The organism is Crossiella sp. CA198 (assembly GCF_052078295.1).
Lineage (GTDB): Bacteria > Actinomycetota > Actinomycetes > Mycobacteriales > Pseudonocardiaceae > Crossiella.
In genome coordinates this window covers 222,882-240,950 of record NZ_JBQJIM010000017.1, presented here as the reverse complement: position 1 = coordinate 240,950, position 18,069 = coordinate 222,882, and the positions used below count along the sequence as shown (strand labels likewise).

General features: G+C 68.8%; 17 protein-coding genes. 1 reads left to right on the top strand and 16 read right to left on the bottom strand.

The features are described 5' to 3' along the window. Window positions 1-120: 120 nt before the first annotated feature. The 6 genes from ACTOWY_RS28245 to ACTOWY_RS28220 form a co-directional block, all read right to left on the bottom strand. Complete coding sequence (locus tag ACTOWY_RS28245) at window positions 121-1,314, bottom strand: ATP-grasp domain-containing protein (protein ID WP_441312644.1); 1,194 nt, start codon at window positions 1,312-1,314, stop codon at window positions 121-123. Between the two features lie 305 nt (window positions 1,315-1,619). Next, window positions 1,620-2,945, bottom strand: coding sequence for an NAD(P)/FAD-dependent oxidoreductase (locus ACTOWY_RS28240; RefSeq protein WP_441312643.1), 1,326 nt, complete (start codon window positions 2,943-2,945; stop codon window positions 1,620-1,622). A gap of 104 nt (window positions 2,946-3,049) precedes the next feature. Then, complete coding sequence (locus ACTOWY_RS28235; RefSeq protein WP_441312642.1) at window positions 3,050-3,571, bottom strand: HAD domain-containing protein; 522 nt, start codon at window positions 3,569-3,571, stop codon at window positions 3,050-3,052. A gap of 28 nt (window positions 3,572-3,599) precedes the next feature. Then, a complete protein-coding gene (locus ACTOWY_RS28230; RefSeq protein ID WP_441312641.1) occupies window positions 3,600-4,412 on the bottom strand; it encodes a hypothetical protein in 813 nt (270 codons plus the stop codon). Continuing rightward, the gene (locus ACTOWY_RS28225; protein WP_441312640.1) at window positions 4,409-5,488 is read right to left on the bottom strand and encodes a hypothetical protein; all 1,080 of its coding nucleotides are present in this window, start codon (window positions 5,486-5,488) and stop codon (window positions 4,409-4,411) included. The genes ACTOWY_RS28230 and ACTOWY_RS28225 overlap by 4 nt, the downstream gene beginning before the upstream one ends. Window positions 5,489-5,514: 26 nt before the next feature. Continuing rightward, window positions 5,515-6,222, bottom strand: coding sequence for a uracil-DNA glycosylase (locus ACTOWY_RS28220; protein WP_441312639.1), 708 nt, complete (start codon window positions 6,220-6,222; stop codon window positions 5,515-5,517). An 89-nt stretch (window positions 6,223-6,311) separates the two neighbouring features. Between ACTOWY_RS28220 and ACTOWY_RS28215 the strand changes: the two genes are divergently transcribed. Beyond that, complete coding sequence (locus ACTOWY_RS28215) at window positions 6,312-7,820, top strand: S10 family peptidase (protein WP_441312638.1); 1,509 nt, start codon at window positions 6,312-6,314, stop codon at window positions 7,818-7,820. A 56-nt stretch (window positions 7,821-7,876) separates the two neighbouring features. On the opposite strand, the gene ACTOWY_RS28210 is transcribed toward ACTOWY_RS28215, so the two are convergent. The 10 genes from ACTOWY_RS28210 to ACTOWY_RS28165 all read right to left on the bottom strand — a co-directional run bounded on the left by ACTOWY_RS28210 (window position 7,877) and on the right by ACTOWY_RS28165 (window position 18,069). Then, window positions 7,877-8,896 (bottom strand): ABC transporter ATP-binding protein, encoded by a 1,020-nt coding sequence (locus tag ACTOWY_RS28210; RefSeq protein ID WP_441312637.1) that lies wholly within the window; start codon window positions 8,894-8,896, stop codon window positions 7,877-7,879. Then, a complete protein-coding gene (locus tag ACTOWY_RS28205; RefSeq protein ID WP_441312636.1) occupies window positions 8,889-9,923 on the bottom strand; it encodes an ABC transporter ATP-binding protein in 1,035 nt (344 codons plus the stop codon). The genes ACTOWY_RS28210 and ACTOWY_RS28205 overlap by 8 nt, the downstream gene beginning before the upstream one ends. A gap of 13 nt (window positions 9,924-9,936) precedes the next feature. Beyond that, the gene (locus tag ACTOWY_RS28200; protein ID WP_441312635.1) at window positions 9,937-10,896 is read right to left on the bottom strand and encodes an ABC transporter permease; all 960 of its coding nucleotides are present in this window, start codon (window positions 10,894-10,896) and stop codon (window positions 9,937-9,939) included. Further along, a complete protein-coding gene (locus ACTOWY_RS28195; protein ID WP_247797658.1) occupies window positions 10,889-11,815 on the bottom strand; it encodes an ABC transporter permease in 927 nt (308 codons plus the stop codon). The genes ACTOWY_RS28200 and ACTOWY_RS28195 overlap by 8 nt, the downstream gene beginning before the upstream one ends. A 71-nt stretch (window positions 11,816-11,886) precedes the next feature. Next, complete coding sequence (locus tag ACTOWY_RS28190; RefSeq protein ID WP_441312634.1) at window positions 11,887-13,518, bottom strand: peptide ABC transporter substrate-binding protein; 1,632 nt, start codon at window positions 13,516-13,518, stop codon at window positions 11,887-11,889. A gap of 246 nt (window positions 13,519-13,764) precedes the next feature. Then, window positions 13,765-14,718, bottom strand: a complete 954-nt coding sequence (locus tag ACTOWY_RS28185) for a Ppx/GppA phosphatase family protein (protein ID WP_441312633.1) — start codon at window positions 14,716-14,718, stop codon at window positions 13,765-13,767. Window positions 14,719-14,754: 36 nt separating this feature from the next. After that, the gene (locus tag ACTOWY_RS28180; RefSeq protein WP_441312632.1) at window positions 14,755-16,008 is read right to left on the bottom strand and encodes a lytic transglycosylase domain-containing protein; all 1,254 of its coding nucleotides are present in this window, start codon (window positions 16,006-16,008) and stop codon (window positions 14,755-14,757) included. 208 nt (window positions 16,009-16,216) lie between these two features. Then, window positions 16,217-16,717, bottom strand: coding sequence for a Uma2 family endonuclease (locus ACTOWY_RS28175; protein ID WP_441312631.1), 501 nt, complete (start codon window positions 16,715-16,717; stop codon window positions 16,217-16,219). 204 nt (window positions 16,718-16,921) lie between these two features. After that, a complete protein-coding gene (locus ACTOWY_RS28170) occupies window positions 16,922-17,446 on the bottom strand; it encodes a DUF501 domain-containing protein (RefSeq protein WP_441312630.1) in 525 nt (174 codons plus the stop codon). Beyond that, the gene (locus ACTOWY_RS28165) at window positions 17,443-18,069 is read right to left on the bottom strand and encodes an FtsB family cell division protein (RefSeq protein WP_441312629.1); all 627 of its coding nucleotides are present in this window, start codon (window positions 18,067-18,069) and stop codon (window positions 17,443-17,445) included. The genes ACTOWY_RS28170 and ACTOWY_RS28165 overlap by 4 nt, the downstream gene beginning before the upstream one ends.

Below are 18,069 nucleotides of genomic sequence, written 5' to 3'. Positions count from 1 at the left end.
CGGGCAGCCTAAGCCGTGAAAGGTCGCTTTCGGGTCTCAATCGCGACAACTCGCCCGTGCGGCCGAACACTCCTGGCCCGACCGGCCGCACGAAAGCGCAGCTCGCGGGGCCCGTGCGGCCTATAGCCCGGCACGGGCGTCGAGTAGCTGGGTGAAGCGGCCAGCCACCCAGTCGTGCACCGCGTCGGAGACCTCGGTGCTGCCCGCGCGGTGTTCGAACCAGCGCCAGTCACAGCTCACGTTGATCTCCAGGAAGACGTGGTCCTCGTCCACCCGCAGCAGGTCGAACGCGGCGACCTGGACGTTCCAGTGCCTGGCCAGCGCGAGCAGTTTCCCGGCCAGCTCGTCCGGGATCTCGGCCCTGGTCACCTTGACCGCGTCCGGGTCGACCCAGAGCTGCGCCGGGTCCAGCTTCTCCACCCAGTAGCTGATCAGCTTGTCGTCCACGACGAAGACCCGCAGCTCGCCGTCGGCGTTGAGGAACTGCTGCACGATCACCGGCGCGGACTCGGGGCTGTCACTGGCCCGGCTGGTGTCCAGCGGGCGCGGGAACAGCCCGTGCAGCGCGCCCGGCCGGGGCTCCAGCAGGTGCTGGCCCGCGGTCTTGACGATGCAGCGGCCGCCGCCGGGCCTGGTGCGGCCGGGCTGGGTGGTCACCGCGGTGCGCGGCACCTTCAGGCCGAACGCGGCGGCGTCGGTGAGCTGGGTGAGCCGGTCCAGCTGGCAGGTGGCCCTTGTCGGGTTGACGTGCTCCCAGTCGGTGCGCTGAGCCAGCCAGTTGATCACCGATCGCCACTGGTCGGCGGCGTAGGCGCCGCTGATGGTGCGCTGGTCGACCGGGACCGCGGAGATGTCGAAGTGCCGCCGCCAGACCAGGATCGGCCGCAGCAGCCGCAGGTCCAGCTCGACCAGCGGGGCGTCGGTGTAGATCGTCAGCGGCAGGTTGAGGCAGCGGTCGGCGTCGATGCGGACCATCCGGATGCCGCGTTCGGCCAGCGCCAGGGAGAGTTCGTTCATCTCCATGTCCGCGGCCCTGGCCAGCACCAGCACGCAGGGCAGCGGATCGCCGCCGTCCTCCTCGACCAGGCCCATCTCGTGCACCCGCTCCTGGAAATCCAGGCAGGTGCTGGGTGATCGGTAGTAGTAGTCCTGACCCTGCAGCAGCAGCGGGGTGGTCCTGGACGGACTGGCCGGGAGCGGGACGGCGGCAGGCGTCACCTCGGTGGGCGTCGACTCGGGGTCGATCACCTCGGTGGCGGCAGGCGGACCAGGTGGCCTTGGTGCTGCCTCCTGCCCCCGTCCGGCGGCGGTCACGTGTCAGTCGTCCTTCTTGCGGAAGACCTTCCGCGCCTTGGCGTACTCCGCGGCGTAGTCGGCGAGCGCGCTGTCCTTGGCCTTCCCCTCGCGTACCAGGGCGGCCAGCTCCTCGATCGACATGGCGGTCACCTCTCTTCGGTGTGATGCTTCACACGTTCAGGTGCGGCACCGGGCGTAGTCTCAAGTTCCAACTCACAGAATGTCAAGACAACCTCAAGTTACATTCCGTACGTCGCTGTGTCGAGGAACTCCAGACGGAGTAACCCGTACGCCCGAAGTATGGAATTTTGACCCTCGGTTGCTCAACTCGCTGTGGCGCGGGCGAACTCGGCCTTGGGATCATTGATCTGACCGAGTGACACCACCTCGCGCCGGAAGACTAGCGCAAGGGTCCAGTCGATCACGACGCGGAACTTCCGGTTGAACGTGGGCATCCGGCTCACGTGGTACGTGCGGTGCAGGAACCAGGCCGGGAAGCCCTTGAGCTTGATCCCCATGACGTCCGCGACGCCCTTGTACAGGCCAAGGCTGGCCACCGAACCCGCGTACTTGTGCCGGTACGGCTTGAGCGGCTTGCCGCGCAGCGAGGCCAGGATGTTGGCCGAGAGCTGCATGGCCTGGCGCACCGCGTGCTGCGCCGAGGGGCTGCAGGTGGCGTTGGGGTCCTCTTCGGTGCGGGACAGATCCGGCACCGCGGCGTTGTCCCCGGCCGCCCAGGCATCCGGCATGCCCTCGACCTGCAGGCTGGCCGTGCAGCGCACCCGGCCGCGGGCGTCCCTGGGCAGGTCGGTCTGCTCCAGCACCGGGTTGGCCTTCACCCCGGCGGTCCACACGATGGTCTCGGCGTCGAACTCGGTGCCGTCGCTGAGCACCACGTGCCCGTCCACCATGGATTCGACCCTGGTGTCCAGGAAGCACTTGATGCCGCGCTCCTCCAGGGTCTCCACGGTGTAGACACCCATCTTCGGGCTGACCTCGGGCATCACCCGCCCGGCCGCCTCCACCAGGACCCAGTTCATGTCCTCGGGCTTGATGTTGCGGTAGTAGCGGGTGGCGTACCGGGCCATGTCCTCCAGCTCGGCCAGTGCCTCGATGCCCGCGTAACCGCCGCCGATGACCACGAAGGTCAGCAGCTTCTCGCGCAGCTCGGGGTCATCGGTGGTGGAGGCCAGGTCCATCCGGGACAGCACGTGGTTGCGCAGGTAGATCGCCTCGCCCACGGTCTTGAACGAGATGCCGCGTTCGGCGAGGCCGGGGATCGGGAGGGTTCGGGCGACCGAGCCCAGGGCCACGACGAGCACGTCGTAGGCCATGGACTCCTGGTCGCCGGTCGGCGAGGCGACGATGGCTCGCTTGTCGGCGTGGTTGATCTCGGTCACGCGCCCGGTGAGCACGTGACAGCGTTTCAGGACCCGGCGCAGCGGCACGACGACGTGCCTGGGCTCGATCGAGCCCGCGGCGGCCTCGGGGAGGAACGGCTGGTACGTCATGTGCGGCTGCGGGTCGACGACCGTCACGGACGCCTCACCCGCGCGCAGCTTGGCCTGGAGCTTCAAGGCCGTGTACATACCGACGTAGCCCCCACCGACGACCAGGATCCGGGTCGGTTGCGACTTCACAGCAGCCATACCTGAATCGTCGCACCCACCAGGTATGACCGCTTACCGGAACCGGGGTGTTCTGCGCCGCAGTGCGGCGTTTCGGGCCGTGTTCTCCGCCACGCCGACGGGCCTCAGCCCGGCCCCCGCACTCCCGCCAGCCAGGACTCGGCGTGCTCGAAGTCGGACTCCCCCAGCCCGGTGCGCGGGTTGACCCGGACCAGCTCGGTCGGGGTGTCCCCGCGACCGGCCAGGAACTCGTCCCTGGCCCGGGGGTAGAGATCGAAGTCGTCGTCGAACCAGAGCAGGGTCCGGCCGTGCGCGTACCGGGCGACAGTGGGGTACTTCCAGACCGGGTCGAGCACCGGCTCGCCGAAGTAGATCACCGGCAACTCGGGCAGGCCGAGCAGCGGAGCGAGCTGGCTGTTGGCGCGGTGTTCCCAGGTGGTGGCCCAGACCAGGTCCGCGCCGGCGCGCTCGGCCAGCTTGCTGAGGCGGGGGCCGTGGGTGGGGTTGAGCCAGAGGCGGAGCTGGGGTTTGCGGCGCCAGCGGGAGAGGCGGAGGCGGTGTTCGCGGTAGCCGTCGGGGAGGGCGTCCGGCTTGGCGGCGAAGGGGTTGAGCGGGCCGTCGACGTCGAGAAGCACCAGCGGCCGCATGCTGGCCAGCATGGCAGGACGGGCGCGGTCATCGTGCGATCGCGTACTGCCCGAGGAGGTCCTCGATCAGGATCGCCGTGGACTCCCGGGCCACCTCCTCGTCGTCCAGGCCGACGACCGCGGTGGCGGCCAGGGTCGCGATCGGGCCGTCCCGGTCGGCGCCGTGCTGCCGCAGCGCCGTGATCGCACTGCGAATGACAGGTCCGGCCAGCCCATCAGCCTCCAGTTCACGCAGGCGACCCGCGGCCTCGGCCGGGTCGAGCACCCGGAGCAACCGGAGCACATCCAGCCCGTCCTTCGCCTTCTGCCGGTGCGGTGGTTGCCCACGGCGCTCGTCGATCTTGATGATCTTGGCCACCAGCAAGGCGACCGGACCGGCGACGCTGAGCGGGCACCGCCGCGGGTCAGCCGGATCCAGCGCGCTCAGCTCGTGAATCTCGTTGTCCACCAGCGCTGGTTCCAGGCCGTGGGTGCGACGGGCCGCGTTGCTGCCGTGGCCGGGGATATGCGCCCGTCGACGACTGGGGGCGCCGCTGAGCGCCTCCGGGACCATGAGGTCGATGGCCACATCGCCGCGCCCCCGCCAACTGCCTGGGTTGGCACTGGCCACAAACCCGGCCGCCCGCAACGCGTCCGCCAATTTCGGCTCGTCCCGAAGACTGCCAGGGGCGAGGGCGATGTCGGCGTCGGTGGTCATCGGGGCGGTGACCAGGTCGGCTGCTCCGGTGTGCAGGTACACCGCCTGCGCGCCGACCAGGACGATCGCGGGCAGGTGGTCCCGCAACGCCGCCAACGCGTCCAGGAGAACCGCCCTGGCCGCGACGTACTCCGGGGCGATCACGCAGCCCAGCCCGCGTCCTCGGCGGCGAGGGTCGCCAGCAACTGTTCCGCCTCCTCCGGCGCCCGTCCCGGGCCGGTGAGCAGGTCGGCGACGACCTGCGCTGGGTCGGCGTAGGTCAGGCCGTCGACGGTGCGGGACCTGGCGTACACGAGGTCGTCGAAGGGACTGCCGAGCAGCATGTTGGCTCCCCGGCTCGTTTCTCGCAGGTTGGCGGCGCGCATCAACACCGCTGGGTTCTCGGCATAGACCACCAGGGTCATGAGCGGAGCCACCGGAACAACACCCGATGGGAGATAGGCGTGCGCCGCCGCCGAGCCCGTGATCACGTACCGTTGCCGACTTTCGCGGAGCTTCTCCAGCACAGTGCCAAGGCCGCGTGGATCAATCACCGAGGACAGCGCGTTCGAGCGGGTCAGGCCGTAGTCCTGGGTCCAGCGACGGATCAGTGCCTGTTTCCGCACGGCGGTGACCTGGCCCTGTGCCCCCCGGTCGAGCACCGCCTCCCTGGCGAGCAACTCCAGCACCCGCGCACTGGTCGCCGCTCCCACCTCGGCGCGTTCGGCCAGCTCGCGCACACCGATCGGCAGTGCCTCAGCGCAGAGGTCGAGCACGACCCTGGCCGATCCGGTACCGCGGAGGGACTTCAGTCTGCGGTCGGCCGGGTCTCGTTCCGGTCCCCTGTCGGCTCCCTGACGGTCGATGAACACACTCGGCCGATCGATCATGAGCCGGAGGTTGCCCATGAGGTCGAACCAGCCGATCCCTTCCTCGGCCAGCCGTCGCCGCGTCATGGGCGAGACGAAGGGACTGGCCACGACGAGGGCACCCGAGTGACGGTCCCGCGCGGCCGCGGCGATCCGGGACACGTCCCTGGGCTCGATCCGGCTCTTCACCTGCACCGCGAACACGGCGGTTGTCCCGTCCGGTGCGACACCACGGACCGTGAAGTCGTGGCGGGAGTCCGGCTCGGTCGTGACGAGCCAGGAGTTGGGCAGGGTCGCGCGCAGCACGCTGACCAGTGCCTCCGCAAACTGGTGCGGCGGCACTGTTCCGCGTTGTGTGCTGTTCCGCGTCACGTGGAACAGGCTAGAACGCGGAACAGCTAGGGGCAACTCAGTCCGGCCAGGGTTTTCGCCTCGGTCAGCACCTCCCGCAGCATGGCCTGGGTCAGGCGGCCGGTGTAGGTGTTGTGCGGGGAGACGTGATAGCAGCCCAGCAGGTGCAGCACCGTCTCGTCCGGGCCTGGCAGATCCACCCGCATGCCGTGGCCGAACTTGGGGCGGGGCCTCGGGATCCGCCAGCCCGCGGTGGCCAGCACCGGGAGCAGGGCCTGCCAGCCGAAGGCGCCCAGCACCACCACCACGCGCAGGGTCGGGCGCAGCAGGGTCAGCTCGGTGGCCAGCCAGGGGCGGCAGTTGTCGCGTTCGGCGGGGGTGGGTTTGTTCTCCGGTGGGGCGCAGCGGACCGGGGCGGTCATCCGGAGGCCGTGCAGTTCCAGGCCGTCGTCGTGGGCGCGTGAGATCGGGCTGGAGGACAGGTCGGTGGCGTGCAGGGCCTGGTAGAGGAAGTCGCCGGAGGGGTCGCCGGTGAACATCCGGCCGGTGCGGTTGGCGCCGTGCGCGGCGGGGGCCAGGCCGACCAGGGAGATCGCGGCGTCCGGTGGGCCGAAGCCGGGAACGGGGCGGGCCCAGTAGGTCTGATCGCGGAAGGCGGCGCGTTTGACCGTGGCCACCTCCTCCCGCCAGGCGACCAGGCGCGGGCAGCGGCGGCAGTGGGTGACCTCGTGGTCAAGATCGTTCAGGGTGGGCACGGCGACTCCTGGGGGTGGTGTCACGCAAGTGTTGAACACAGTTGTCGGGTTGTGCCTTCTGTGCGGTAATCGCCGTCTAGGGTGCGCACATGGCAGTCACGGACACGCCGGTCGACGGCGAGTCGGCGCGGGGAACCGGGGAGCGCGACGGGGCGGTCGTCCCACGGCCGGAGCCGGTCGACGACCTGGTCACCACGCACCACGAGCTTTCCACCGGTGAGCGGACCCTCTCCTACACGGCCACCACCGGCCGGATAGTCCTCCGCCAGGAGGTGCACACCGACGGCACGTTCAGCGGGCACACGGCCAAGGCCGAGGTCTTCGTGACCGCCTACACCCTGGACGAGGCCGATCCGGCCACCCGGCCGGTGACCTTCGCCTTCAACGGCGGGCCTGGCTCCTCCAGTGTGTGGCTGCACCTGGGCCTGCTCGGCCCGCGCCGGGTGCTCACCGGCGACGCGGGTGCGCTGGCGCCGCCGCCATACCGGCTGGCCGACAACCCGGAAACCCTGCTGGCGCACAGTGATCTGGTCTTCATCGACCCGGTCTCCACCGGGTACTCCCGGGCGGTGCAGGGCGAGAAGCCCGGGGATTACCACGGCTACACCGGGGACCTGGAGTCCGTCGGCGAGATGATCCGGCTGTGGACCTCGCGCAACGGGCGCTGGGGTTCGCCCAAGTTCCTGGCCGGGGAGTCCTACGGCACGCTGCGCGCGGCCGGGCTGGCCCAGCACCTGCAGTCCCGGCACGGGATGTACCTCAACGGGCTGATGCTGATCTCCGCGGTGCTGGACATGGGCACCATCCGGTTCACCGAGGACAACGACCTGCCCTACCCGCTGTTCCTGCCCACCTACGCGGCCATCGCGCACCACCACGGCAGGCACGGCGACCGGCCGCTGGCCGAGGTGCTCGCCGAGGCCGAGGAGTACGCCGAGCGGGACTACCCGTGGGCGCTGGCCCGCGGGAACCGGCTCACCGCCGAGGAACGGGCCACCGCGGTGGCCAGGCTGGCCCGGCTGACCGGGCTCACCGAGGACTACGTGGACCGGGTGCGGCTGCGGATCGAGCACCTGCGCTTCTTCGCCGAACTGCTGCGGCCGGAACGCCGGGTGGCAGGCCGCCTGGACGGCCGGTTCTCCGGCCACGACGCGGATTCCGGCGCCGAGCACTTCGCCGAGGACCCGTCCTACTCGGCCATCCTGGGCCCGTACTCGGCCGCGCTCAACCAGTACGTGCGGGCCGAACTGGGCTACGCCAACGATCTGCCCTACGAGATCCTCACCGGCAACGTGCATCCCTGGTCCTACAAGGAGTTCGAGGGCTCGCACGTGAACGCGGCCGGACGACTGGCCGAGGCGATGCGGGCCAACCACCACCTCAAGGTGCACGTGGCCTGCGGCTATCACGACGGGGCCACGCCCTACTTCGCCTCCGAGCACGTGCTGGCCCACCTGGCCGTGCCGGACGAGCTGGCCGCCAACATCGAGACCCGCTACTACCCGGCGGGGCACATGATGTACGTGCACGAGCCGAGCCGGGTCCAGCAGTCGGCCGACCTGGCCCAGTTCATCAGCGACTCGGTGCCGCGGGACTGAAAAACAGTGGCGGGGCACGGAAATCCCGGTGCCCCGCCACTGTCCACATCAGACGATCACACCACCACGTGCGGCTTCTCCTCCGCGAAGTGGCAGGCGCTGGGGTGCGCGGCGCCCGGCTCGGGCAGCCGGATCTCCAGCAGTGGCGCTTCCTCGGCGCAGATGTCCTGCGCCTTCCAGCAGCGCGTGCGGAACCGGCAGCCCGAAGGCGGGTTCACCGGGCTGGGCACGTCGCCGGTGAGGCGGATGACCTCGCGGCGGCCGCGCAGCGACGGGTCCGGCACCGGCACCGCGGAGAGCAGCGCCTGGGTGTACGGGTGCGTCGGGTGCTCGTAGATCTGCTCCTCGGTGCCCAGCTCGACCATCTTGCCGAGGTACATCACGCCGACCCGGTCGGAGAGATGCCGCACCACGGACAGGTCGTGCGCGATGAACACGTAGGAGAGCCCGAACTCCGTCTGCAGGTCACCCAGCAGGTTCATCACCTGCGCCTGGATCGAGACGTCCAGCGCGGACACCGGCTCATCGCAGATGATCACCTCGGGGCGCAGGGCGAGCGCGCGGGCGATGCCGATGCGCTGCCGCTGGCCGCCGGAGAACTGGTGCGGGTACCGGTGGATGTGCTCGGGGTTGAGCCCGACCACGTCCAGCAGGTCCTGCACCTTCTTCCGCCGCTCGCCCTTGGGGGCGACCTCGGGGTGGATCTCGTAGGGCTCGCCCACGATGTCGCCGACCGTCATCCTCGGGTTCAGCGAGGTGTACGGGTCCTGCAACACGATCTGGATGTTCCGGCGCAGCTTGCGCAGCTCGCCGCCCTGCATCTTGAAGATGTCCCGGCCGTTGAAGCTGGCCGACCCGCTGGTCGGCTTCTCCAGCCGCATCAGCACCTGGGCCAGCGTGGACTTGCCACAGCCGGACTCGCCCACGATGCCCAGCGTCTCGCCGCGGCGGAGGTCGAAGGAGACCCCGTCCACCGCCTTGACCTGGCCGATGGTCTTCTTGAACAGGATGCCCTGGGTGACCGGGAAGTGCTTGACCAGATCCCGGACCTCAAGCACGTTGTCGGTGTCAGCCACCGCTGACCACCTCCTCCGCGAAGTGGCAGGCGCTGACCCGGCCGAGGCCGAGCGGGACCTGCACCGGGACCGACTGCGAACAGATGTCCTGCGCCCGCGGGCAGCGCGGGTGGAACGGGCAGCCAGGGGGCACCCGCATCAGGTTCGGCGGCAGTCCCTTGATGGTGTTGAGCGCGGTGCCCTTCTGGTCCAGCCGGGGCAGCGAGTCGAGCAGGGCCAGCGTGTACGGGTGCCCCGGCTGCTTGTACAGCGAGGAGGCGTCCGCCTTCTCCACGATCCGGCCCGCGTACATGACCGCGATCCGGTCCGCGACCTCGGCGACCACGCCCAGGTCGTGGGTGATCAGGATCATGCCCATGTTCCGCTCGCGCTGGATCTCGTGCAGCAGGTCCATGATCTGGGCCTGCACGGTGACATCCAGCGCGGTGGTCGGCTCGTCCGCGATCAGCACCTCGGGGTCCAGCGCCAGCGACATCGCGATCATCGCGCGCTGCCGCATACCGCCGGAGAACTCGTGCGGGTACTGCTTGACCCGGCCCTGGGGGTTGGGGATCTTGACCAGGTCCAGCAGCTCGATCGCGCGCTTGCGGGCGTCCTTCTTGCTCATCCCGTTGCGCACCCGGAGCTGCTCTTCGATCTGGAACCCGACGGTGAAGACCGGGTTCAGCGCGGAGAGCGCGTCCTGGAAGATCATCGCGATCCCGCTGCCCCTGACCTCGCGACGACGTTCGTCGCTGGCCGTGAGCAGGTCCTCGCCGTGGTAGCGGATGGACCCCTGGGAGATGTGACCCGGCGGGATGTCCAGGATGCCCATGATGGTCTGGGCGGTGACGGACTTGCCGGACCCGGACTCGCCGAGCACGGCGAGGGTCTCACCGGCGTCGAGCTGATAGCTGACGCCGTTGAGGACCTTGGCCACGCCGTCCCTGGTGCGGAACTCCACGTGCAGGTCCTCGACCACCAGCAGGGGTTCGCCGTCGGCCTGGCGGCCGGCGATCGGGTCCACAGTGGACTCGTTCTGCGACACTGTGAACTGCCTCCTAACGAAGCTTGGGGTCGAGTGCTTCCCGGACCGCGTCGCCCAGCATCACGAAGGCGAGCACGGTGATCACCAGGAAACCGGCGGGGAAGTACAGCAGGTGCGGCGCGATCCGGATGTAGTCCCGCGCGTCCGCGATCATCACGCCCCAGGACACCGCGGGCGCCCGCAGGCCGAGGCCCAGGAACGACAGCGTGGCCTCGGCGCCGATGAACGCGCCCAGCGCGATGGTGCCGTAGACCAGCACGGGCGCCAGGCAGTTCGGCAGCAGGTGCTTGACGATGATCCGGCTGTTGCTGGCGCCGAGGGCGCGCGCGGCCTTCACGAAGTCCTGCTGCTTCACCGTGATCGCGGCCGATCTCATGATCCGCATGGCCACCGGCCAGGACAGCAGTGCGATGGAGAGCACCACCAGGCTGACGATGGTGAACGCGCCGGGCGAGCCGCCGCCGGAGAGGAAGGCGGAGAGGATCACGATCGCGCCGAGCACGAACGGCAGGCCGAAGAAGACATCGGCGATCCGGGACAGGATCGCGTCCACCCAGCCGCCGAAGAAGCCGCTGAGCAGGCCCATGATCCCGCCGATGAGCACGGTGACCAGGGTGGCCATCACGCCGACCAGGATCGACCACCTGGTGCCGTAGACGACCCTGGCGAAGATGTCCTTGCCCTGGGTGTCATAGCCGAACCAGGCCTGCGCCGAGGGCGTGACCCTGGAGCGCTGGAGATCGCCCGCGTCCGGGTCCACCGAGGTGAACAGCCAGGGGAAGGCGGCCACGATGAGCAAGAACAGGATCACCGTGGCCGAGATGATGAACAAGGGCCTGCGGCGCAGGTCTCCCCACGCGTCGGACCAGAGACTGCGGGGCTTGTCCTGTGTGGTGGAAGCGTGCTCGGCGTCCGACACCATCTGGTGCGCTTCGATGGTGGAGCCGGCGGCGGCAGCAGACGGGTCAGTCATAACGGATCCTCGGGTCCAGCACGGCGTAGAGCAGGTCGACGAACAGGTTGACGATCAGGAAGACGATCACCAGGAGCACGACGACACCGGTGACGGTGATGCCCTCCTTCTGGAGAATCGACTCATAGACCAGACCGCCGATCCCGCGGATGCCGAAGATGCCCTCGGTGACGATGGCGCCGCCCATCAGCGAACCCAGGTCGGTGCCGAGGAAGGTGATCACCGGGATCACCGAGTTGCGGAGCAGGTGCACCCCGACCACCCGGCTCTGCGGCAGGCCCTTGGCCACCGCGGTGCGGACGTAGTCGGCGCGCTTGTTCTCCGCGATGGAGGTGCGGGTCAGTCTGGTCACGTACGCCATCGAGAGACTGCCGAGCACGAAGCCCGGCACCAGTAGCTCGACGAACGTCGGATCGTCCGACACCACCGTCGGGATTATCTCCAGCTGGAAGCCCAGCACCTGCTGCAGCACGAAGCCGGTGACGAAGGTGGGCAGGGAGATCAGGAACAGGGTGGAGACCAGGACCAGGTTGTCCAGGAAGCCCCGGCCGCGCAGACCGGTCAGCACACCGGCGATGACACCGATGACGGCTTCGATCAGCACCGCGACCAGCGCGAGCTTGACCGAGACCGGGTACCGCAGCGAGATCAGCTCACCGACCGAGGTGCCGTTGAAGGTCTCCCCGAAGTCGCCCTGGAGCAGGCCGCCGAGGTACTTGAAGTACTGGATGAGGATGTTGTCGTTGAGGTTGAACTTCTCCGTCATCACCGCGACGAACGCGTCTGGGCACCGACGCTCTCCGCACATGCTGGCGAAGGGATCACCCGGGAGTGTCCAGACCAGCACGTAGATCAGGAACGTGGTGCCGAGGAAGACGGGAATGAGTTGTAGCAGGCGCCGAATGACATAGCGGCCCATGGAAGCGAACTCCTTCTACCGCGACAGGGGCTGGCCCACGACGTTGTGGGCCAGCCCCTCGTTGCTAATGATCAGGCAACCTCGACCGTGGACAGGTCGAGTTCGCGGTACGCGCTCATGGTCGCGTTCTTCAGGCGGTTCGACCAGCCTGCCTGGCTGGGAGTGCTCCACAGCGGGATGGCCGGCATGTCGTTGGCGATCAGCTTCTCGGCCTCGTGGTAGAGCTTGTAGCTTTCCGCCTCGGTCCCGGCGCGGTCCGCCTCGGCCAGCTTCGCGTCAACGGCCGGGCTGGAGTAGCCACCGTCGTTGGAGGAGCCACCGGTGCGGTACAGCGGGTTGAGGAAGTTCTCCACCGACGGGTAGTCGGCCAGCCAGCCACCGCGGTAGACCTGGGTCATCTCGTGTGCGTTGATCTTCTTCCGGATCTCGCCGAAGGTGGCGACCGGGGCGAAGGTGCACTCCAGGTTCAGCGCGTTCTTGATCTGGCCACAGGCGGCCTCGATCCACTCCTTGTGCCCGCCGTCGGCGTTGGAGGTGATCTCCAGCTTGCCGGTGAAGCCGCTCTTGTCGAACAGCTTCTTGGCCTCGGTCGGGTTGTGGGTGCACAGCTCGCCACAACCGCCGGGGCTCCAGCCGGTAACCCCGTCGACCGCGTAGCCGTCGGTGGGCTTACGGGAGCCCTCGAAGATCTTCTCGGTGATCTCCTTGCGGTTGATCGCCATGGAGATCGCCTTGCGGAAGTCCGCGTTCTGGTACTTCTTGTCGTACAGCGGGAAGTTCAGGATCTGGATGGACAGACCCTGGAAGGCCTGGGAGCGGCCCTTCAGGTCGGTCTTCCAGAGGTTGCCAGCCAGGCCCGACGGCGGGATGGTGTCGAGGAAGTCGAGCTGGTTCCCCTTCACCGCGGCGTAGGCGGCCTCGGTGCCGGTGTAGATGGCGACCTTGACCTTCTTGATCTTCGGCTTGTCGTCGCCCTTGTACTCCTCGTAACGCTCAAGCTTGATGTCCTGCTTGGGCGTGCGGGAGATGAACTTGAACGGGCCGTTGCCGATCGGCTTGGCCTCGAAGCCCTTCGGGTCCTTGAAGAAGGCGTCGGGCAGCGGCATGTAGGCCGAGTAGCCGAGCTTGACCTTGAAGATCACGTGCGGCTCGGTGAAGTCCACCTGGAGGGTGTAGTCGTCGACGGCCTTGAGGCCGGACATCTCCTTGGCCTTGGGCTCAGGAGCCTTCTGCGGACCGTTGGCGCCGTCCGGGTCAACGGTGTTGACGTCGCGGAAGCCCTTGATCTGCTCGAAGAAGCTGGCCGACTGCTGCCCGTTGGGCGAGTAGGCGGTGTAGTTCCAGGCGTCGACGAAGTTCTTCGCCTTGACGTCGGTGCCGTCGTGGAACTTCCAGCCCTGCTTGAGCTTGATCGTGTACTGGTCGGGCTTGGTCAGCTCGATCGACTCGGCCATCGCGTTCTTGACCTCGAACGAGTTCGAGTACTTCACCAGACCGGTGAAGATCGCCTGCACCACCTTGCCGCCACCGGTCTCGGTGGTGTTGCCGGGCACCAAGGGGTTCTCCGGCTCAGTGCCGAAGATGCTCACCTCGGTGTTCTCGTTGCCGCCCGACTGGCTCCCGCCACCGCCGCCACAGGCCGTCAAGACCAGCGAAGCCGCGATCGGCAGCGCGATCAAGGACAGCGCGCGTCCCTTCCGCATGTACGTCCTCCCACCTACACGGCGCGTCTCACGATGAAGTTCGTGAGCGCCACCCAAACGGCCACGGGAACCCTTCCCGAACCGTGAGAGGGACCGTAATCGGCTCAACCCAACGAACTACACCGGAGTACGGTCACAAAGCGGTCACGATCGTCAATTTTGTCAACTGAATAACAAGTTACAACTACGCAACGTGACCGGATTCTTCACGGAAAGATGTCCGTCAATCGATTGACGGAGTGTCCTTCAAACGGTTGACAACGCGATGCCGTCGAGAATGTCGTGCTCACTGACGACCAGCTCGGTGATTCCAGCCCGTTCGCGCAGTTCTTGGGCGATCTTGGCCACCACTAACGCACCGCCACCGATGACGTCGACCCGGCCTGGGTGCATGACCGGCAGGGCGGCCCGATCATCGCGCGAGAGGGCGAGCAGAAGTTCGATCGTCTCGTGCAGCTCGCCCATCTGGAGTCTTGACAGGTGGATGGCCTCGGAGTCGTAGCTGGGCAGGCCCTTGGCGATGCCGGAGAGGGTGGTCATCGTGCCGGCCAGACCGATCCAGGTGCGCGCGCTGCTGACGTCCACCGCGGCGAATGCCTCGGCCAGCGCCTCGGCGATGACCCGCTCGGCCTCGGCGCGCTGGGCCGGGGTGGGCGGGTCGTCCGGCAGGCAGCGTTCGGTCAGTCGAACGCAGCCGATGTCCACCGACCGGGCCGCGGTGACCTTGGCCCGCACGCCGTCCCAGTCACCCAGCACGACCTCGGTGGACCCGCCGCCGAGGTCGACGACCACAAAGGGCCCTTCCTCGGGCTCCAGATCGCCCACAGCGCCGGTGAAGGAGAGCGCGGCCTCCTCATCCCCGGTAATCACTTCGGCGTCGATACCGAGCGTTTCACGGACCATGCCGAAGAAGTCATCCCGGTTGGCCGCGTCCCTGGTGGCCGAGGTGGCCACCATGCGCACCCGTTCCACGCCCTTGCGGCGCAGGATGGCGGTGTAGTCGGCCAGCGCGATCCTGGTGCGCTCCAGGGCTTCCGGCGCGAGCACGCCGGTGGCGTCCACGCCCTGCCCGAGCCGAACGATGCGCATCTCCCGGTGCACGTCCCGCAGCCAGCGGCTGCCGTCCTCGCGTTCGGAGACATCGGCGACGAGCAGCCGGATCGAGTTCGTCCCGCAGTCGATCGCACCTACCCGTGGCACAGCCCACCCCACCCTCGCGAAGCTTCCGCGACAACCCTACTGCGGCGGCTGCGCCGAGTTGGTCCTGGCCACCGTCGGCGTGCTGCTGGTGGAGCTGGGAGTGGGGGTGACGCAGGCAGGCAGGCCGGAGCTGCTGGTCGGCGTGGGCGAACTGGAGGGGGAGCTGCTCGACGGCGGCGGGGTGGTGCAGGTCGGCGTCGGCGACGGGCTCGGGGAGGGGCTGGTGCTGCTCGACGGCGACGGGCTGGTGCTCAACGACGGCGTCGGCGAGACCGAGGGGGACGGGCTGGGACTCGGGCTGGAACTCGAACTCGAGCTGGTCGGGCCGGGGTTGCCCGGGTCCGGCGGCGGGTTCTGCGGCGGCGGGGTGACCCCGCCCTGCGGCGGCGGCTGGGTCAGGTTCGGGTCGGTGGGCACCAGCGGGTCGTCCGGCAGGATCGTGACGCCCTTGGCGTAGCGCTCCATCCAGGTCAGCACGTTGCGCACGTAGACGTTGGAGTGGTTGTAGCGGAACACCGCGGTGGCCAGCTGGGCCGGGTTGCTCAGGTCCAGACCGCCGGAGCACAGGTAGTTGCCCGCGCCGAGGGCCGCGTCGTAGACGTTGTTCGGATCGGACCTGCCGTCGGCGTTGCCGTCGGCGGCGTAGCCCCGCCAGGTGCTCGGGATGAACTGCATCGGGCCGACCGCCCGGTCCCACTGGGTGTCGCCGTCCAGCGCGCCGTTGTCGGTGTCCCTGATCGCGGCGAAACCGGGACCGCCGGAGAGCTGCGGGCCCAGGATGCGCGGGCTGGCGTTGCCGTTGATGTCGACCTTGCCGCCGCGGGCGTGGTTGGACTCGATCTTGCCGATCCCGGCCAGCAGCGACCAGTGCAACCGGCAGCCGGGGGTGGTGCCCGCCAGGATCTCGGCGGCCCGCCGGTAGGCCTTGAGCACCTCGCCGGGGATGCCCTCCACGGCCGAGCCGGGGTCGAACGGGTCCGGCGGCGGCTGCTGGCTGGGGTCGCGCAGCGCGGCGACCAGCTCCGGGCTGACCGAGTCGGCGCTGGGCAGCGCGCCGTTCACGCCAACGCTGTTGTTGTCCTGCAACAGGGCCAGGATGTTGCCGGGGCGCGGGGTGTCCAGGCCGCTGATGTCGGCCACCGGGAGGATGCCGAGCGCGCCACTGCCCGCGGCGAGCAGGCCGGGGGCGACCAGGGCGGCGCTGACGGTGGCCGCGGCGATCAGTCTCCGACCCTTGCGCCGTTGTCGTGTCGTCGCCGCCACGAAGCCAGGCCCGTTCGGAGCACCCACCTGCAACCTCTCCCTCACCACATCCCGCGGCCGGTCGACGGCCGTGCCTCCCCCACACCCACACGCACTGGGCCGTCGCAAGCCTGCCTGATCAGCGAAGCCGTGTCACCGGTTCTCACCGTACTGAGCACAACGAGCGGGTACCAGGAATGTCACGTAACACGGCCGGAACCTGTCCAACTGAATTGAACCGGGTCATCACGCGCGCTTATCGGCGGCGCAACGAGACGAGATCGGCGGGCGAGAGGGTGACGGTGAACGGCTCGCTCAGCGTGACCGACTCGGTGCCGCGCGCGAATGCGACCTCCACATAGCGGTCTTCCCGCAAATGCCAGCAGCGCAACGCCGGTTCGTCCGGATCGACCACCCAATAGTTCGGGCATCCGGCCGCCTGCATACGCGCCCGCTTGAGTTCCAGGTCGAATCGCCGGGTGCTCGGCGAGAAAACCTCGACCGCGAGCACCGGCGGGCCGAAGAGCCCGCGATCGGTCCAGTCCACCGTGCGCGCGATCACGATGTCCGGGATCAGCACGGTGTCCTCGGCCAGCACCACGTCCACCGGGGCGGGCAGGATCTCCAGCTCCTCGGGGCAGTGCGGTTCCAGCGCCATGATCAGTCGCAGGATGGCGCGCTGGTGGAGTGGACGGGGTGACGGGCTCACGGTGAGCACCCCGTCCACGAGCTCGTAGCGATGACCGTCATGAGGCATCGCCTCCAGGTCAAACCGCGTCAGTGGCCTGCTGTGAGGAAGCGCGGGGACACTACCCATGGTGGCTGTCCTTCCGCTGGCATTCCACCCTCGTTGCGAGGCGGTGACCTGGCCGAACCCCGGTGCTGAGCACGAGATACGCGAGTGTAGCGACTCGACCGGTGCAGCCGAAGACCGCGAGTTCCCCAGAGAGCCCAGCGCGCGCTACACGCAGCTACCGGAGCGCCACCAGTCAGTCAGCCGGTCGGCCGATTCATCACCAAAAGGGTTCACTCCGCGCCCACAGGCAAGTGCATGTGCAACTTGTACGTGCAAGCACTTGACCCGGTCCGGCATTCCGCCCGCGGTGACCCCGGTGCCCAGCGACTCGATCCCGTCGCGCTCGGCGAGATAGCTCTCGTGCGCCTTCCGGTACTGGTCAGCAAGGCCCTCATCGGTTTCGAGGCGGTCGGTCATCTCCTTCATCAGACCGGAGGCCTCCTGCGTCCCCAACATCGAGTTCACCCGGGGGCAGGTCGAGTAGTACATGGTGGGGAACGGGGTGCCGTCGTCCAACCGGGGGTTCGTCTGGAGCACCGCCGGGTTGCCACACGGACAGCGGTACGCCACCGCCCGTACACCGCGTGGTGACCGGCCCAGCTGCGCGGTCACCGCCGCGCGATCGGCCTCGGTCAGCTCCTCCCGCACCGGCGGGACATCCAGTCCCAGGCGCGGTTTCTCCTTGCTCACGAACCACTCCCGGTGATCGAGTCCCATAGCCGGTCGTACCAAGGCTTGTCGTTCTTGCGTTGTTCGGCCTCCGCCGGCGCGGCCGGCGTGCTCGGCTGCGGCAACTGCACCACGTACGGCGTCTCACCCGGCCGGACGTAGCGCAGCCTGCGCCGGGCCTCGGCCTCGATCTGGGTCGGGTCCGAGAGCTGGGTCTTGCGCTCCTCGAGCTGCTTGGCCACCTCGTTGAGCTGCTTGACCTTCTCGGTCTCGGCCTGCATCTCCGACTTCTGGCTCCAGTAGTTGCGCAGTGGCACCGCGATGGACAGCGTCAGCGCGCAGGCGATGATCGCCAGCAGGGCGGCCCGCCGGGTGGAGGAGAGCTTGAACGCCCCGCCCGGTCCCGCGGTGGGCCTGCGCGTCCGCGCGCCGGGCGTGCCGCGGCGGGTGGTCTCACTGCGGTCCCGCGCGGACCGGTCCCGGGCGGAGCGGACCTCCTCGGTGCTGGAGGAGGCCGCCGCCGCGCCGGTCCGGTCCGGTCGTTGCCACTTGCGGCGCGCGCGCTCCGGCCGGCGCGCCGAGGAGGCGGAGGAGTTCTCCGTCCGCCTGCGCCGCCGCTCCCTGTCGTGCTCGCGCCCCGCCAT

What these genes read in the sequence shown, in the direction of transcription:
- ACTOWY_RS28240 (WP_441312643.1), bottom strand. Translation starts at nt 2,945, where the DNA reads ATGGCTGCTGTGAAGTCGCAACCGACCCGGATCCTGGTCGTCGGTGGG.
- ACTOWY_RS28235 (WP_441312642.1), bottom strand. Translation starts at nt 3,571, where the DNA reads ATGCGGCCGCTGGTGCTTCTCGACGTCGACGGCCCGCTCAACCCCTTC.
- ACTOWY_RS28215 (WP_441312638.1), top strand. Translation starts at nt 6,312, where the DNA reads ATGGCAGTCACGGACACGCCGGTCGACGGCGAGTCGGCGCGGGGAACC.
- ACTOWY_RS28200 (WP_441312635.1), bottom strand. Translation starts at nt 10,896, where the DNA reads ATGACTGACCCGTCTGCTGCCGCCGCCGGCTCCACCATCGAAGCGCAC.
- ACTOWY_RS28195 (WP_247797658.1), bottom strand. Translation starts at nt 11,815, where the DNA reads ATGGGCCGCTATGTCATTCGGCGCCTGCTACAACTCATTCCCGTCTTC.
- ACTOWY_RS28190 (WP_441312634.1), bottom strand. Translation starts at nt 13,518, where the DNA reads ATGCGGAAGGGACGCGCGCTGTCCTTGATCGCGCTGCCGATCGCGGCT.
- ACTOWY_RS28175 (WP_441312631.1), bottom strand. Translation starts at nt 16,717, where the DNA reads ATGCCTCATGACGGTCATCGCTACGAGCTCGTGGACGGGGTGCTCACC.
- ACTOWY_RS28165 (WP_441312629.1), bottom strand. Translation starts at nt 18,069, where the DNA reads ATGGCGGGGCGCGAGCACGACAGGGAGCGGCGGCGCAGGCGGACGGAG.